Below are 15,790 nucleotides of genomic sequence, written 5' to 3' on the forward strand. Positions count from 1 at the left end.
TCCATGCAGCACATCTGGTATCCCTTCACTCAAGCAAAGACGGCTCCCCCACCCCTCAAGGTCAAATCGGCTCATGGAGCATGGCTCGAACTAGACAACGGTCAGCGCATTCTCGACTGTATTTCAAGCTGGTGGGTTAACTTACATGGGCATTCTCATCCTGCGATCGCCGCTGCTATCTATGAGCAAGCCAAACAGCTGGAACACGTCATCTTTGCCGGGTTCACCCACGATCCTGCGGAACAGTTAGCCAACCTCCTATTGCAACGCCTGCCCGAACCTCTGAGCCGAGTTTTTTTCTCAGACAACGGCTCCACAGCGGTTGAAGTAGCCCTCAAAATGGCGTACCAGTATTGGCACAACCAACGGCAGACCCGGACGACGTTCATTGCTTTTGAGGGGGCTTATCACGGAGATACCGTTGGGGCGATGTCGGTAGGGGCGCGATCGCTCTTTTCCGAGGTCTTCTCCGATCTGCTGTTTGATGTGAAATATGTCCCGTTTCCGGGAATCCACATCGGGGATGATCAGGTGCAAGCCAGAGAAGAGGAGGCATTGGCGAAACTTGAAACTGTGTTGCAGCAAGGGGGCGATCGCGTTGCCGCCATTCTGATCGAACCTCTGGTACAGGGAGTCGCTGGAATGCAGATTTGTAGACCAGCGTTTTTGCAACAGGTGCAACAACTCGCCCACCGTCACGGCACGCTGCTGATTTTTGACGAAGTGATGACCGGGTTTGGGCGCACCGGAGATTGGTTTGCCTGCCTCAAAGCCGGGGTGACTCCCGATATCATTTGCCTCTCCAAAGGATTAACAGGTGGCTCATTGCCTCTAGCTCTCACCGTTTGCACAGAGCAAATCTACAACGCTTTCTACAGCGATGATCCGATGCACACCTTCTATCACGGGCATAGCTACACCGCAAATCCCCTCGGTTGTGCCGCAGCGATCGCCTCCTGGCAACTGATGCACGAGAACGAACCCCGATTTAAGGGAATGGAAGCCCTGCATCGACAGCATTTAAGCGACCTGCAAGACCATCCTCGTTTGGAGAAACTGCGCGTCATCGGGACGATCGCCGCAATGGATATCGTCACTGATGACGAACCTGGATACCTCAACCAAATTTCTCACGTCATTCGCGAAAAGGCGATCGCGGCAGGTCTATTCCTGCGTCCGTTAGGGGAAGTACTCTACCTGATGCCGCCCTATTGCATCACGGAGGATGAACTGGCGTTTGTGTATAGCCGCATCAAGGCTATGATTTGAAATTGCACTCTGTTTAACCCCTACGTTTAACCTCACCCCATGACTGCACTGCGCCACGACTGGACAACTGCTGAAATTCTGGATCTGCTGCAACAACCCTTACTGGATTTGGTCTACCAGGCTCAAACCGTGCATCGTCAGCACAATCCCAGCAACGAGGTGCAGTTAGCGACTCTAATGAGTGTCAAAACGGGGGGATGTGCCGAAAATTGCGCCTATTGCCCTCAATCGGCTCACTATCAGACTGAGGTGGAGAAAACAGCGATCGCCCAGGTTGAAGAAGTCCTCAACCGAGCACAGCAAGCCAAAACCCTGGGGGCAAGTCGGTTTTGCATGGGTTGGGCATGGCGCGAGATTCGCGAAGGCGCATCCTTTGACGCCATGTTAGATATGGTTCGGGGAGTCCGGGAATTGGGGCTAGAAGCCTGTGTCACAGCGGGAATGTTGACCGACTCTCAAGCGCAGCGATTGGCAGAGGCAGGGCTAACCGCCTATAACCACAACCTCGACACCAGCCCAGAATACTACGACCAAATCATCACCACTCGCACTTATAGCGATCGCCTGCAAACCCTAGACCGTGTACGGCAGGCAGGCATGACCGTCTGTTGTGGTGGCATCATTGGCATGGGCGAAACCTTGAGCGATCGCGCCCGTTTGTTAGAAGTGTTGGCGAATCTCGATCCCCATCCAGAGAGCGTGCCCATTAATGCACTGGTAGCCGTGGCAGGAACCCCGTTAGAGCAGCAACCCCCGATTGATTCCTTTGAGTTGGTGCGGATGTGCGCCACCGCTCGAATTCTCATGCCCACCAGTCGCATTCGCCTCAGTGCCGGACGGACTCAACTCAACCGGGAAGCACAAGCCCTATGCTTTTTAGCCGGGGTCAACTCCATCTTTTATGGCGAGCAACTGCTGACCACCGCCAACCCAGAGATTCAGAGCGATCGCCAACTGTTAGCCGACCTCAACCTCAAAGCCACTGAGTTGGTATAGCCGTAGCCACACTTGATGGGGCGGAGGCGAGTCAGGAAGCTCCCCCAGAATTAGCATTTGAGCCATTGCCTTTGTCCTAAGCTTTCTGACCAAAGCGATATCACGGCTCATTCTGTCAAATCAGGTCAGAATGATGATATGCGTTTAAGGGCGATCGCTCCTATGACCAGCCTCTTACCTATCTCTCAATCCGTGGATGTCGTTTACCCCAGTTCAGATGGTGAACCTGTGGCAGAAACCTATCTCCATTTCTACGCTTTGCTGGTCACATTAGAAGTTTTACGACAATATCTGGAAGGGCAGCAAGCCACCATTTTGGGAAATCAGTTTCTTTACTATGCTCAGGGATATCCCAAACTACGGGTTGCCCCAGATGTCATGGTGATTTTTGATGTGGCTCCGGGTGGGCGCGACAACTACAAAATTTGGGAAGAAGGTCAAACGCCATCCGTCATCTTTGAGATGACCTCAGAGGGCACAAAAAATCAGGATGAAACCTTCAAAAAAACCCTGTATGAGCAACTGGAGGTCAAGGAGTACTGGCTGTTTGACCCCAAAGGTGAATGGATTCCTGAACAGTTGCGGGGCTATCGTTTACGGGGTGACATCTACGAGCCAATTACCGATGGACGCAGCGATCCCCTTAAATTACGGCTAGAGGTCGATGGGCAGTTGATCGCCTTCTACCGAGAAGACACTGGAGAAAAGCTTCTGATTCCAGGCGAGTTGGCACAGGCACTGCGAGAAGAGAGCAAAGCACGCCAGGAAGCCGAAGCACGGGCAGAAGAAGCTCGTCAACGGGCAGAACAGGCTGAATTGCAGGTGCAACAGCTTAAGGAACAGTTGCGATCGCTCGGCGTTGATCCAGATAACCTACCGGGATAGCCGTTTTTGCATCCCTCATCTGAAGCCAAAAAACTCCTCTACGTTTATGCAAAGGAGCTAAACATTTGATTCAATTCGTGCAGCACTTGCTTGGTTTAGCGGCACGATTTTCTGGATGTACATCAAATCTGATTAACAACCGCGAAATTGCAGGGGTGGGTTTAGCAGACAACACTTGAATTCAGCGAAGTTTAATAGCAAAACCCACCCCTACAGTGGTTAATTAAACGGATTTGATGTTATTTGTTGGGCTGAGGAGTCATCCGCAGGTAAGGCTTCACTTCGGTCAGACCCTTAGGAAACTTCTGCTTGGCTTCCTCAGTCGGAATCGAAGGAACCACAACCACATCATCACCATCCTTCCAGTTGACTGGAGTTGCAACACCATAGTTGTCGGTCAGTTGCAACGAGTCGATCACCCGGAGAATTTCTTCAAAATTACGTCCAGTGCTGGGTGGATAGGTGATTGTCAACCGCAATTTCTTTTGAGGGTCAATCACAAACACCGAGCGAACAGTCACCTTGGCGTTCGCATTGGGGTGAATCATGCCATACAGGTCAGACACTGCCTTGTCTGCGTCCGCCAGAATGGGATAGTTAACCGTGGTGTTTTGAGTTTCATTGATGTCGCTAATCCAACCTGCATGGGAGTTAGCATCGTCAACGCTAAGTGCAATTACTTTAACGTTGCGCTTGTCAAATTCAGGCTTGAGTTTTGCAACTTCGCCTAATTCAGTTGTGCAAACAGGGGTGTAGTCTGCGGGGTGAGAGAACAACACGACCCAACTATCACCTGCCCACTCATAAAAATTGATATCCCCTTCACTAGAGGATTGAGTAAAATTGGGCACCGTATCACCAAGTTGAAGAGCCATAGCCGACTTCCTGTAATATAGAGAACAGATTTTTGGGGTTACTCAAGATATCTTCCCACAAAACCCCACTAACCCGCCCGGAGTTTAGATCTTTTTCAGCTTAACGTAACATTTCCTAAATCGCCTTTTGGGGTCACTCGATGCTGAGCTAGCCCTTGATTTTCTGGAGTCCTTAGAAGAATCTCAGTGATTGGGTTTTAACTGCTGTGGTGTGCGGCGACCAAGCGCGATCGCCAGCGAACCCAACACAACAAACATCGCTCCTGTAATCCCAAGTAAGGTAATTGGCTCTCGTGCAACAATGGCAGGGGCGATCGCCGCTCCTACACTCACCGAGATCAGGGTGATAATCGGTGTCATCGATAAGACTGCGCTGACCCGCGACGCTTCCCAGTGGTCAAGTGCCTCGGCAAATGCCCCATACGCCAAGAACGTGTTGAAGGCACTAAACACCAACATGCCCCACTGTAACGGGGTCAGATTTAGCAATTGCTCTGGCGAAGCAAACGGCGTAAACAACAACGCACTGCCGCCATAAATCACCAGCATAATGACCGACGATGATAATTGTTGCAGCAGTTGTTTTTGTGCCAGGGCATAGACTGCCCACACGGCAGCAGCAGCTACTAAAATGCCAGTTCCCAGTAAATATTGAGTTGAGGCTGTAGCTAGCGATCGCAGTTGGTCATCAAAGAAGAGCGTCATCCCTAAAATTAACCCACCCAACCCAAGCCACTGCTGGAGGGTATAGCGTTCTTTGAAGATCCACAAGGCTCCCATCCCAAAGAAAACAGGAGCCGTTTGAATAATCACCTGTGAGTTAGTCGGCGAGGTTTGGTGTAACCCCTCCATAAACCCAAGATAGTTCAGTGCTAAAAATATGGTGGCGATCGCCAACAAGTCTAATCGAGCCGACCGCAGTTTTTGTATCTCTGGCAACTGCCCACGTACCGCCAGAAACAGGGCTAATAAGCCAAACGATACAAGAAACCGAAACCAAATGACTGTGTACACATCAACCGCTTGCAGAGCAACCTTGAGCGCAATGGGCAAAACCCCCCACAATATCGCTGTGGTCATCGCCAGGGCAAAACCCAATTGCCACCGCCCCGATGTTTGGTGAAGCATTCTAATCCGAACTCACATTAAGCAATCCCTCACTCTACCGCATGAGTTATCGAGATGCTTCCTCCGACAGAATCACCTGATGGCAGGACGCCAATTTCCGCTTCTACAGGGGTGCTTCTCAAAGAAGCGATCGCCATATCACAAAAGGTTGCTCATCTTTAAGTAATTTGGATGATGATAGCAAGTCGAGCCAAACGATTTAATGTGATAGATAACTCTCTATAAAGCATCGTCTGACGATCGCGTTTCAATTATGGTTGCGCTTGCACACTGGCTGACACAAGTATTACAGCCAATTCTAGTTCCCCTTTGTTTTGTCTTCGCCTGGCTGGTTATGCTCATGGTTGCCTGGAGCATCTGGAGTGCAGTCCGTGACAGCTTTACTAACGCCAAGCAGATGCATCGCATTCCCTGTGCAAACTGTCAATTTTTCACGAACGACTATCACCTGAAATGCACTGTACACCCTGACACGGCTCTTTCAGAAGAGGCGGTGAGCTGCATGGATTACGAGCCAACCCGCAGTATGTGACGGTTAGAGGGATCAATGGGTAGATGGTTCAACAGGTTTAATCCTCTCTCTCGCTCTCCCAAGCTTCTCAGGCGATAAAATCGGGATATGAAAACCATCCTCATTGGGTTAATCCGAGTTTATCGGGTGTTGATTTCACCGCTATATCCCCCCGTCTGCCGTTTCCAGCCCACCTGCTCACAATACGCCATTGAGGCGATCGCTCAACATGGGGCGATTCGAGGCTCATGGTTGGCGGTGCGGCGTATCTCCCGCTGTCACCCATTTCATCCTGGAGGATACGATCCGGTTCCTCCTCGGTCGTCTGCAACCGAAGATTCGACCTCCGAAGATCGTTAAGATCACCCGAATCTCACCTGAGTTCGGCACAAAGCTTTTAGCGGTTACGATCGTAGACTTTGACGTAAACGCGGTCAGCTTTCGTCATCGTCATTGTTAATCGCGGTGATGGGTTGCTCGTCGTCCTCATCATCGCCATCATCGTCCTCAAAAACTTCCTTTAAGCCGTTAGGGTCAGAGGTTCCATTCTCACCTTCTTCTTCTTCGATCATGCCTGGGCTGATCAACGTGATATCCCAATCATCGGGAGGAATCGTAGAAACCGCTTCCCGTTTCAACAGGTAATACACCGCTTGCACTTGAGGACCAAAAACAATCTTGTCGGCATCTTGCAAGTCATGAGCTTGCAGTTTTCGACCGTTAATCAATAAACCATTAGCACTGGGTTTGCCTTTCAAATTACCATCTACGATGCGGTAATAGTAGCTGCCGTCCTCATTCGGGAGTTGAACAAGCGTGGCATGGCGACGGGAAACAAACTGAGAGATCAGCCGGATGTCGCATTTAGGATCTCTGCCAATCGAATACACCGGACTGTCAAGAACAAACTCACGACGTCCTTTGTTGTCCTCAATAATCAACAGATGGTTCTGGTGCGATTCTGAACTTGCCATTCAATGATTAATTCGGTAATCCGCTCATTAACAATGATTATGCTCAATCGTGTTGCTTAGTTAACGCTGATCTCTAGAACGGTAATGAGATGTTACTAAGCCTTGGCTTTGCACAAACTCAGTCAAATAGGGGTAGTTAACCCAAAAGAGCCGGACATCAAGGGTTAACTCTAAGTGGAGGCAAAGCTTGCTCCCTGTTTTCGATAGGTGGCTGTTGCTATCGCTGACTTAACCCGACTCAATAGAATAATGTAACCGTTCTCTCCTTTAGTAGTACCCTCATTCACCTCAGTCTTTAACCATTCTTCGCAAAAACAGGGAATTTGTAACGACACTCACAGAACTAAATGCCATGATTGCGCCTGCCACAGATGGGCTTAGAACAATCCCCTGGGTCGGTAGAAGAACCCCAGCTGCAATTGGAATGCCCACGATATTATAAGCGAATGCCCAGAACAGATTTTGCCGAATTGTGTTGAATGCAGCCCGACTGAGACGAATTGCTTCAACTACATCCTGGAGGCGATCGCGCATGAGCACAATTTCAGCCGTTTCAATCGCGACTGCCGTGCTGGAATGGAGCGAAATGCTGACATCTGCCTGTGCCAGCGCAGGTGCATCGTTAATGCCATCGCCAATCATGGCAACTCGTGTCCCCTGTTGTTGCAGTTGAGTGATTATAGACGCCTTGGCTTCGGGACGCACCTCAGCAACCACATCTTGAGGAGAAATGCCAACACTATGGGCGATCGCACTGGCAACAGCGGTTTGGTCACCCGTCACCATCATGACCCGCAATCCTATGTTTTGAAGTTGTTGAACGGTTTCATGAGCGTCAGGGCGCAGCGTATCTTGAATTGCAATCAGACCGATTAATGTTGTATCAACGGCAACGAAACAAGGGGTTTTGCCCGCGTTTGATAGCTTCTCTGACTGATCATAAGCGGTTTCAGGAATGTTTACTCCCAGGGAGAGCAGCCAATCGGCGGTGCCCACTCGAACCATCTGCCCCTCGATCAGAGCCGACACTCCACATCCCGCTTCGGTTTGAAAGTTTTCAGCGGGGAGTAAGGTCAGTTCTTGCTGTTGTGCCCCTTGCCGAATCGCCTCGGCTAGCGGGTGACGGGTGCCACTTTCAACCGTGGCTGCCAACTGCAATAACCGAGTTACCGACCCATCACCCATGGGCACGCAATCGGTAATGACAGGATGTCCAGTGGTCAACGTCCCGGTTTTGTCAAAGACAACAGTTTGCAAGCGATGCACGTTTTCGAGCACATCGCCCCCCCGAATCAACAACCCCCGCTCTGCCCCAACGCCGCATCCCACCAGAATGGCAGTGGGAGTTGCCAAGCCGAGGGCACAGGGGCAGGCAATCACCAGAACAGCGATCGCCAGTTTGAGGCTGAGCAGCAACGGCGACGGATGAGGCATCATCGCAGCATGGGAGGAAGTGTGCATGAGATGCGCACTTTGAGCCATCACCCCCGCCGCCTCGCCAAACAGCGGAATGCCAATGAAATACCAGAAGAGGAATGTCACCAGGGCGATCGCCATGACCCCATAGGTAAAGTAACCCGCGATCGTGTCAGCTAATCCCTGAATGGGAGCTTTGCGGGTTTGGGCTGCCTCAACCAGGGCAATGATTTGGGCGATAGTGGTGTCTTTGCCAGTGCGAGTGGCACGAATGGCGATCGCCCCCGTTTGATTGAGAGTACCTGCCGCAACCAGATCTCCCGCTTGTTTGGTCACGGGCACGGATTCCCCCGTCAGCATGGCCTCGTTCACCGTGGTTTGCCCGACGATGACCTGCCCATCCACCGGAATTTTTTCTCCCGGAAGGACTTGTAGCCACTCTCCAACCTTGACCTTTTCAGCCGCGATCTCGACTGCCGATGATGGCATAAAAGCCGCTTGACCATTAGCCTGTGTCGCAAGGCTCCCCTCCTGAACGGGAATTAACCGTGCCAGTGTGGGTTTCAGCGCAATCAATGACTGCATAGCAGCAGCAGCACGAGTTCTGGCTTGCTGTTCCAGGGTTCGCCCTAACAAGATAAACCCCAGCAACATCACAGGCTCGTCAAAAAAGCACTCCCAGCCCAATTGGGGAAACAGCAGCGCAACTACACTGGTGATGTAAGCCGTCACTGCCCCCAACCCAATCAAGCTGTTCATATTGGGGATGTTGTGACGTAGACCTCGCCAACCATCCACCAAAATGGTGCGTCCGGGGCCAATCAGTGCCAGGGTTGCCAACCCCCAGTGAAACTCAATCGCACTCAACCCCGGAATGTGCCAACCAAAGTGGTCAAGATGCCCAATACCAGAGAGGATCAGGAGGACTAGAGCGATCGCCACTCGCCAAAGCTGTTCCCTTGCTTCCTGACGGTGCCGTTCAACAGGGTCAACGTAACCGGGTGGAGGCTCATCACCGTCGAGGGACTGCCGCAGTTGGGTTGGAAAACCAATATCTGTGAGTCGATGGGCTAAATCCGTTGGCTGCACGACTTCAGGAGAATATTCCACCATCGCCACCTCCGTTACCAGGTTGACTGTGGCAGAAACAACTCCAGGATATTGAGTCAATTGATTTTCAACTGCTTTGACACACCCCGCACACTTCATACCACTGACATCCAGGGCGATCGTCTGATTGGCAGGGGTATCTGTAATATCGGGGGCAGTGTCAAGCAAGGGGGATTGCATACAGGCTTAAAAAAGAAAAATGATTAAAGTAACTTTGATTATAAGATGGCGATCGCTCTAGCCATCTGAATCAGAGACTACCTGATCAAAGGGGATATTGACGTTATAGCAAATCATAAAGGCGGTCAGACTCTCACTGGAGAATCTAACCGCCTTTAATTAGGGTTAGGGGATATAACCTGAAACCGGTTTAACCAAATGCAAAGTAACCAACTAATGCCAGATTGAGCAGAGGCACTAAAAATAGCAGCAATAACCAGGGAGATTTGCCCAGCCGTTTTGCAATGGTTACCCACACAATGATTGCGATCGCAATGTTGACAAACGGAATCAGCATCAGCAGCACCCACCAACCAGGCTTATCTGCTGCTCTACACATGACATAGGCGTTACCAAAAGGAATCCAGGCTAGCCACGCATTTTCAACATTACATTTTTGACCAATCACCATCAAGGAGTAGGAAATATAAGCGTAGATGGCAATGAAAAAGAGAAAAGAGAAAAAATCACTCATAGGACAGAGGCTGAGCTTAAACAGGTGTGATATTCGATGTACCCAGTTCTATACCTTCTGAGAAAAATATGGGAAATTTGTTACTTCTCTTAAAGGAATACAGATGCTCCATATAACTCCGTACTCGAAATCCGGTTGACCGCAACGTGAAACGTTGAGTTGGATTGCAACATTCACTGCCATTCGAATGAAACTCCATAAACCTGCTAACCTTAAATACTGATTTGCGGAGAAAACAGTGCGGAGAAAACAGTATGGATGTCATTCCAGCGATCGACCTGCTAGACGGGCGATGTGTGCGGCTCTATCAGGGTGACTACAATCAGTCACAAGTGTTTAGCGATAATCCCGTTGAGGTAGCGCAGCAATGGGTTAAGCAGGGCGCACCCCGACTCCATTTAGTCGATCTGGATGGCGCAAAGGCGGGACATCCGGTGAATACTCAAACGATCGCCGCGATTGTCCAGGCGATTGATGTCCCGGTGCAGGTTGGAGGCGGATTGCGCGATCGCGCCAGTGTTGCTTCTCTATTAGATTTGGGGGTACGGCAGGTGATCTTAGGAACGGTTGCTGTTGAACAGCCCGATCTGGTAGCGCAATTATGTCAAGAATTTCCAGGAAAGATCGTGGTAGGAATTGATGCCCGCGACGGCAAAGTCGCGACCCGTGGCTGGTTAGAAACCTCAACCGTAGAAGCGATCGCCCTGGCTCAACAGATGGCAGATGTTGGGGTCGCCGCGATTATCTATACTGACATTCACCGGGATGGCACCCTCACGGGACCCAACCGAGATGCCCTGCGGGATCTGGCAACAGCAGTAACCATTCCAGTGATTGCCTCTGGAGGCATGAGTTCGGTAAGCGACTTGATGAGCTTGCTGGCTCTTGAGCCTTTGGGAGTGACGGGGGCGATCGTTGGACGTGCCCTCTATACCGGAGATATTTCCCTAAAAGAAGCCGTCCGGGCGGTTGGCTCCGGACGGTGGCAGGATGTTCCTCCCAATTTTGGGAGTTCAGCATTTGCATAATGCAAGGACAAAGGCTAAAAGCCCAAAAGGATAAAGGCTAAAAGCCAAGAGGATAAAAACCAAAGGCTTAAGGACACAACCAGAGTGTCATCAATAGCTCCTTTTCATCCTTTATCGTTTATCCTTTCCTCTGTTATGCGCTGATCGTAGACTTGTACATCATCTTGCGAGCGGACACCATGCCCTCTACAAGCAAGTCCATCTCTTCGCGAGTATGCAGAGAATTGACGGTGATCCGCATCCGAGGCTTGGCAATGAACCAAATGGGTGATAGCCACAGCCCGTAGTCATTCATCAACACACGGGCAAACACCTTGGGATTGAGGTCGGGTGGCAGAATGACTGGGATCACGTTAGTTTCACCGATCGCATCAAAGTCATTAGCAATGAGTTGCGATCGCAAATAGCGCGTGTTTTCCTGAAGCCGTTGTACCAACTCTGGATGCTGACGCACCTGACGAATGCTCTCTAAAGCAGCAGCAGTGGTCGGAGGTGGCAGAGAAATCGTGCCAATTGAGGTCGGAGAAACGTTGAGCAGAGGCTTTAATTCTGCAACATGGCTACTAATGGCAGCTCCAGCAGACGCGGCAAATTTAGAGAAGGTGGTCATGATGAGCGGTGCTATACCCCGTTTGATCGCATCTTGGGGCAGAATACCGAAGTGCTCATAAATGCCTCGACCCGTTGCACCCAGGGCACCACTGGCATGAGCTTCGTCCATCACCAACACACTGCCTTCGTAGTTTTCCATGATGTCGATCATGGTTGGCAGAGGGGCAACATCGCCGTCCATTGAAAAGACCGCATCTGACACCACCATAATGCGATCGTCAGGGCGAGCATAGCGTTGCAGCTTCCGCGCCAGGTCTTCCATGTCACAGTGGCGATACGCCCGCACCCGCACTCTGGGGCTGTGTCCAAACAGCTTACCAGAGCGAGTTCCAGCGTTGGCGATCGCCGAGACAATGCAACCGTGGTTTAACACATCCGTCAAAATCAGGGTTTCACGGGTATGTTGGAACCCCGGCACCGGAATTGCTAGATGGCAAAAAGCATCCATCAGGGCTTGCATTGCCATCCACGCATTTAGGAAAAGTTGCGTATGTGGCAGGTGCTTAAATTCTGAAATTTCATCTTCGAGTTGGCGATGGAGGTCAATCCGACCACTCAACACTGAACATGAACTGTTTGAAGTACCATATTGCAGGATGGAATCGATCGCTGCCTGTTGAACGGCTGGGTTTTGCACCAAGCCCAACACGTCGTTGGTGCAAAATGTTAGCACCGTGCGACGCTTGCCAGTTTCAGCTTCTTCGATCTCAATTAAATTGCCTTGCTTGCGATGGCAGATGTATTCATCGGGGTCAAGCCCGCTCTCGTACCAACGCTGAACGTATTCTTTAACAACTTGCACAGTAAACTCCCCTCACCTTGTTTCGTAAGTCACTGATCGCCTCTATCCCAACGTATTGATTCCAACCCGGTCACCCTGGTTTAAGAGCCAACGTTGAATGAGAGAGGTGCTCACAATTGTGATTGTGACATTGAACTCATTCCTTCGCGACCCCGGTAATGCCTAAAATTTCTGCGATGACGTGATCAGGTTGACCCGTTTAAACATCAGACTTAGGCAAATAATTTGCAATCAGATAATTACCCGACTGAACTTTCCGAGGCTTGCTCAACCTGACCTACCCCTGCTTTCGAGAAAGCAACGGTGCGTTGTGAATCTCCATTGCGATGACCTTGTAATTGACTTGATTGTTGCACAAATTGTTCATACTGCCGGACAACTAACCGTTGAAGAGCGATAATTGCTGGATTAATTTCAACGTAGCGGCGATCGCGCCCAGCCTCATAGGTTTTCTGCTCACTTTCCATCATCTCAACGTCTTGATTTAGGAAACGCATAAAGACAAATCGCCGGATGAATGGGATCACCAAAGGTTTGAAGGTATCTCTCAACCACTTCGGCAAAGGCAGTTGCAAAAACAACAATGAGAATGACCGAGTCTCCGTTGGACTGACGGGTAACCGCATCAGGTGCAACGAGGAAACGCCTTCCAGCGTGCTGTGGTAATGGGGATATTTGTAGTGAACCGTCACCGTGCGGGTCGTGATGCCATCCTCTTCACTGCTTAAGCCCAACACTTTGGAAATCCATCCCTGATAACGGACGCGGTACTGAGCACGAACGGTTCCGTCCGTTTCCCGCAGACTTAATAAAACGGGGTCAAACCAGCCCTGGAGGTTGTTATGCAAAAAGCCATGAAACACGTCCATCGTATTTTCATTGCAGATTGAGAAGTGCGCCTTAAAGTGTCCGGTGATCGGCACCATCATCCAGTTGTCGTCATCGTATTCAGGCACCTCTGGAAAAGGCGTGATATCTGCTAACGCCGCATCACCCGGAAACACCCAAATCACACCATATTTTTCGCGTGTAGGATAACTACGAGCCTGGGCGCAGGGTAATTTTTGCTCTTTAGGAAGATAGGGAATGTTAACACACTCTCCATTGGTATTAAACTCCCACCCGTGGTAGGGACAGACAATGTTGTCGCCCTGGAGTTGCCCCTTATGGAGGACGACCCCTTTGTGAGGACAGGCATCTTCGATCGCGTGGGCTTGCCCTTCGCTATCCCGGTAAAGAGCGATCGCCTGTTGCCAGACCATTGTGGGTAAAATGGTTCCCGCCTTGAGCTTGTCTGCCCACGCGACTGGATACCAGTAGTTCGGGTTGATACCAACCTCACGCACTGCATTTCGGACTGTTTGACCCTTAAGCGTTGTTGCCAATTCCATCTGTTTCGCCTTACCTCTGCTAGAACCTCAAACTTGGAAATATTTGGATAAATATCAAGTATGAAGTAAATGAGACTTAATGTTGGTTTACGGGAACATATTTATTTAGCCTTCGACACCTCATATAAGTCAATCCACCAACCGTGCGATCGCTGATCATCCCATTGACCTCTTATCCAGATCGGATGGCTTATGCTAGCGGCACAATGCCCTCAAATTGCCGCTCAGAGTATTTTCATCAGATGAGCGATACAACGTGCTGGGTGTGTGGTGCCAGTCATTCCTCTCCTCAGTAGACAACTGTCGCACTTTACACAAGCCCAGGAAACCGTGACAGCTATTTGACACGTTTCCAGCAATTCTGTAGGGTAAGCAATAATTACTACTAGAGTAAGAGTTGAGTATGACCCATCTTAGCGATGCCCGGGGATTTTGGAATGTGATAGACCTGGATCGTTGGAGATGTGAGTCATCGAGCACCAATAGGTTTAATTGGAGCAAACCCATTAGCCGCTGGTGGTTGACTAAAGCGGTGAGTATTTAGGGTCTTTTTTGATTTATGTTGCCTGTTGGCGAAGCCTCTCGAAAGCAAACAGTTTCGTTTAAGTTGCCGAAGCAAACTCCAAAGTTTTTGGTGTTGTTAGCGGCAGGTTGTCTAACGACCATGACGGGTGGTGTCGTTTCTCCAGTGTTGCCAGAGATGGTGCAACACCTGAACCTCGACCCCAAGTGGGCAGGCATGTTGGTGAGTATGCATGCCCTGACGATCGCCCTGTTTACACCCATTTTAGGAATTTTGGCAGACCGGATTGGGAAACTCAAGGTCATGATCCCCTCCCTCATCCTCTACTCACTCTTTGGCATCTCCGGGGCATTTATCCCCCATCTGGTACCTCTGTTAGTCGTACGAGGGCTATTAGGGGCTGCCAGTGGTGGAGTCGCTGCCGCCAGTATTGGGCTATTGGGCAGTATGTATGATGGCGACTTGCGATCGCGTGTTTTGGGTTATGCCACCAGTGCTATGACCACAGCGGCGATTTTGGTGCCCATCATCGGGGGTTGGGTTGGAGCCGACCACTGGCAACGCGCTTTTTATCTCTATGCGCTGGGGGTGCCACTGGCACTGGTCGCGATGGTGGTTCTCAACGACAAGCCCTCTCAAAAAGCATCGGCGATCGCCCCCGGTGCTCAGCGAGAACAATTGTTCAAAAGCATCAGCCATCCTCAAACCCTTCAGCTTTATGCAATCCTGGCATTGGCAGCGACTGTTGTCTATGCCGTTGTCATCTATACCCCCCTCTATCTCAAAGCCACGATTGGAGCAGGTCCAGAGCTTAACGGTATTGTTTTGGGCGTTCGGGCGATCGGAGCAGCCATTATTTCAGCTGTAGGAGCCAGTTGGATTGCTCACCGCATTGGGGTTAAACAAACCATTGCTTTGGGATTTTTTCTGATGGCAGTCACCCTGATTACCATCCCGTTCTTGCACCAGATTGAGCTAATTTTGCCGACCGCTGTAGTGTTTGGCATCGGGTTTGGCATTATTACTCCCAACACCTACAACGCTCTAGCCAATCGTGCTCCGGCAGAGGTGAGAGCCAGCGTTCTGGCAATCGGGACGGGAGCAAATTCTCTTGGACAATTCATCTCACCGCTCATGCTAGGGTCCATCTGGAAATATATGGGGTTGCCTACCGTATTTTTCGTCACAGCTGCGATCGCCCTGGGCATGAGCATTGCCAGCTTGACCCAACTGACGAATGATCAATGACCAGTGAGCATTCAAGATGCGATCGCATCCGTGTTACTTTACTCTGATAAGATCATTCCGATATCCTCATCATCCCAGATCTGGTTCGTGTGACCTGGATTACGCTTAAAACCACTGGTAATTTTTGGGAAGCAGAGCTAATGCAACAAATGCTAGCTGCCCATGAAATTCCTGCCCGTGTTATCCGCCAAGGAGTCCCAGTTCATTTTGGTTGTGCTGCCCCCGCCGCTTTACAAGTTCGTTTACAAGACCAGTGGACGGCGTTATTGTTGCTCAGCCCTCTAGAAGAACGAGACGAGCAAATCACTTAGATATTCCAGCACGTTCA

The 15,790-nt window shown here is 50.4% G+C and carries 15 protein-coding genes; 8 read left to right on the forward strand and 7 right to left on the reverse strand.

The genetic code is table 11. The annotated features are described in order from the left end of the window. Positions 1–3: 3 nt before the first annotated feature. The 3 genes from bioA to H6G89_RS14850 all read left to right on the forward strand — a co-directional run bounded on the left by bioA (position 4) and on the right by H6G89_RS14850 (position 3,150). Positions 4–1,269 carry an adenosylmethionine--8-amino-7-oxononanoate transaminase gene (gene bioA / locus H6G89_RS14840; protein ID WP_190507621.1) on the forward strand — a complete coding sequence of 422 codons (1,266 nt, stop codon included), beginning with the start codon at positions 4–6 and terminating at the stop codon, positions 1,267–1,269. A gap of 39 nt (positions 1,270–1,308) precedes the next feature. Next, entirely contained in the window at positions 1,309–2,265 is a 957-nt protein-coding gene (gene bioB / locus H6G89_RS14845; protein ID WP_190507623.1) for a biotin synthase BioB, read from the forward strand. 162 nt (positions 2,266–2,427) lie between these two features. Further along, positions 2,428–3,150, forward strand: coding sequence for a Uma2 family endonuclease (locus H6G89_RS14850; RefSeq protein WP_190507625.1), 723 nt, complete (start codon positions 2,428–2,430; stop codon positions 3,148–3,150). A gap of 239 nt (positions 3,151–3,389) precedes the next feature. On the opposite strand, the gene H6G89_RS14855 is transcribed toward H6G89_RS14850, so the two are convergent. Both H6G89_RS14855 and H6G89_RS14860 read right to left on the reverse strand, forming a co-directional pair. Continuing rightward, a complete protein-coding gene (locus H6G89_RS14855) occupies positions 3,390–4,025 on the reverse strand; it encodes a peroxiredoxin (protein WP_190507627.1) in 636 nt (211 codons plus the stop codon). 183 nt (positions 4,026–4,208) lie between these two features. Next, a complete protein-coding gene (locus tag H6G89_RS14860; protein WP_190507629.1) occupies positions 4,209–5,153 on the reverse strand; it encodes a DMT family transporter in 945 nt (314 codons plus the stop codon). Between the two features lie 253 nt (positions 5,154–5,406). On the opposite strand from H6G89_RS14860, the gene H6G89_RS14865 reads away from it, so the two are divergent. Together H6G89_RS14865 and yidD are read left to right on the forward strand one after the other, a co-directional pair. Beyond that, entirely contained in the window at positions 5,407–5,685 is a 279-nt protein-coding gene (locus H6G89_RS14865) for a hypothetical protein (protein ID WP_190507631.1), read from the forward strand. An 87-nt stretch (positions 5,686–5,772) separates the two neighbouring features. Further along, positions 5,773–6,024 (forward strand): membrane protein insertion efficiency factor YidD, encoded by a 252-nt coding sequence (gene yidD, locus H6G89_RS14870; RefSeq protein WP_190507634.1) that lies wholly within the window; start codon positions 5,773–5,775, stop codon positions 6,022–6,024. A 74-nt stretch (positions 6,025–6,098) separates the two neighbouring features. On the opposite strand, the gene H6G89_RS14875 is transcribed toward yidD, so the two are convergent. The 3 genes from H6G89_RS14875 to H6G89_RS14885 form a co-directional block, all read right to left on the reverse strand. Beyond that, positions 6,099–6,638 (reverse strand): FHA domain-containing protein, encoded by a 540-nt coding sequence (locus H6G89_RS14875; RefSeq protein ID WP_190507636.1) that lies wholly within the window; start codon positions 6,636–6,638, stop codon positions 6,099–6,101. 288 nt (positions 6,639–6,926) lie between these two features. Then, a complete protein-coding gene (locus H6G89_RS14880; protein ID WP_190507638.1) occupies positions 6,927–9,344 on the reverse strand; it encodes a heavy metal translocating P-type ATPase in 2,418 nt (805 codons plus the stop codon). A gap of 190 nt (positions 9,345–9,534) precedes the next feature. Further along, complete coding sequence (locus tag H6G89_RS14885; protein ID WP_190507640.1) at positions 9,535–9,858, reverse strand: DUF5684 domain-containing protein; 324 nt, start codon at positions 9,856–9,858, stop codon at positions 9,535–9,537. Between the two features lie 254 nt (positions 9,859–10,112). On the opposite strand from H6G89_RS14885, the gene hisA reads away from it, so the two are divergent. Continuing rightward, complete coding sequence (gene hisA, locus H6G89_RS14890) at positions 10,113–10,886, forward strand: 1-(5-phosphoribosyl)-5-[(5-phosphoribosylamino)methylideneamino]imidazole-4-carboxamide isomerase (RefSeq protein ID WP_190507642.1); 774 nt, start codon at positions 10,113–10,115, stop codon at positions 10,884–10,886. Positions 10,887–11,019: 133 nt separating this feature from the next. Here hisA and H6G89_RS14895 read toward each other — a convergent pair whose 3' ends face one another. Both H6G89_RS14895 and H6G89_RS14900 read right to left on the reverse strand, forming a co-directional pair. Beyond that, positions 11,020–12,300, reverse strand: coding sequence for an aminotransferase class I/II-fold pyridoxal phosphate-dependent enzyme (locus H6G89_RS14895; RefSeq protein WP_190507644.1), 1,281 nt, complete (start codon positions 12,298–12,300; stop codon positions 11,020–11,022). Between the two features lie 239 nt (positions 12,301–12,539). Continuing rightward, positions 12,540–13,691 (reverse strand): aromatic ring-hydroxylating dioxygenase subunit alpha, encoded by a 1,152-nt coding sequence (locus tag H6G89_RS14900; RefSeq protein WP_190507645.1) that lies wholly within the window; start codon positions 13,689–13,691, stop codon positions 12,540–12,542. Positions 13,692–14,250: 559 nt separating this feature from the next. Here H6G89_RS14900 and H6G89_RS14905 point away from each other — a divergent pair. Both H6G89_RS14905 and H6G89_RS14910 read left to right on the forward strand, forming a co-directional pair. Further along, positions 14,251–15,462 carry an MFS transporter gene (locus H6G89_RS14905; protein WP_190507648.1) on the forward strand — a complete coding sequence of 404 codons (1,212 nt, stop codon included), beginning with the start codon at positions 14,251–14,253 and terminating at the stop codon, positions 15,460–15,462. A gap of 140 nt (positions 15,463–15,602) precedes the next feature. Further along, complete coding sequence (locus H6G89_RS14910; RefSeq protein ID WP_199336730.1) at positions 15,603–15,773, forward strand: hypothetical protein; 171 nt, start codon at positions 15,603–15,605, stop codon at positions 15,771–15,773. Positions 15,774–15,790 lie beyond the last annotated feature (17 nt).

This window comes from Oscillatoria sp. FACHB-1407 (genome assembly GCF_014697545.1).
GTDB lineage: Bacteria > Cyanobacteriota > Cyanobacteriia > Elainellales > Elainellaceae > FACHB-1407.

Bases quoted from the DNA above. Each gene is read 5' to 3' on its own strand.
- bioA (WP_190507621.1), top strand. From the start codon at position 4: ATGCAGCACATCTGGTATCCCTTCACTCAAGCAAAGACGGCTCCCCCA.
- bioB (WP_190507623.1), top strand. From the start codon at position 1,309: ATGACTGCACTGCGCCACGACTGGACAACTGCTGAAATTCTGGATCTG.
- H6G89_RS14850 (WP_190507625.1), top strand. From the start codon at position 2,428: ATGACCAGCCTCTTACCTATCTCTCAATCCGTGGATGTCGTTTACCCC.
- H6G89_RS14855 (WP_190507627.1), bottom strand. From the start codon at position 4,025: ATGGCTCTTCAACTTGGTGATACGGTGCCCAATTTTACTCAATCCTCT.
- H6G89_RS14860 (WP_190507629.1), bottom strand. From the start codon at position 5,153: ATGCTTCACCAAACATCGGGGCGGTGGCAATTGGGTTTTGCCCTGGCG.
- H6G89_RS14865 (WP_190507631.1), top strand. From the start codon at position 5,407: ATGGTTGCGCTTGCACACTGGCTGACACAAGTATTACAGCCAATTCTA.
- yidD (WP_190507634.1), top strand. From the start codon at position 5,773: ATGAAAACCATCCTCATTGGGTTAATCCGAGTTTATCGGGTGTTGATT.
- H6G89_RS14875 (WP_190507636.1), bottom strand. From the start codon at position 6,638: ATGGCAAGTTCAGAATCGCACCAGAACCATCTGTTGATTATTGAGGAC.
- H6G89_RS14880 (WP_190507638.1), bottom strand. From the start codon at position 9,344: ATGCAATCCCCCTTGCTTGACACTGCCCCCGATATTACAGATACCCCT.
- H6G89_RS14885 (WP_190507640.1), bottom strand. From the start codon at position 9,858: ATGAGTGATTTTTTCTCTTTTCTCTTTTTCATTGCCATCTACGCTTAT.
- hisA (WP_190507642.1), top strand. From the start codon at position 10,113: ATGGATGTCATTCCAGCGATCGACCTGCTAGACGGGCGATGTGTGCGG.
- H6G89_RS14900 (WP_190507645.1), bottom strand. From the start codon at position 13,691: ATGGAATTGGCAACAACGCTTAAGGGTCAAACAGTCCGAAATGCAGTG.
- H6G89_RS14905 (WP_190507648.1), top strand. From the start codon at position 14,251: ATGTTGCCTGTTGGCGAAGCCTCTCGAAAGCAAACAGTTTCGTTTAAG.
- H6G89_RS14910 (WP_199336730.1), top strand. From the start codon at position 15,603: ATGCAACAAATGCTAGCTGCCCATGAAATTCCTGCCCGTGTTATCCGC.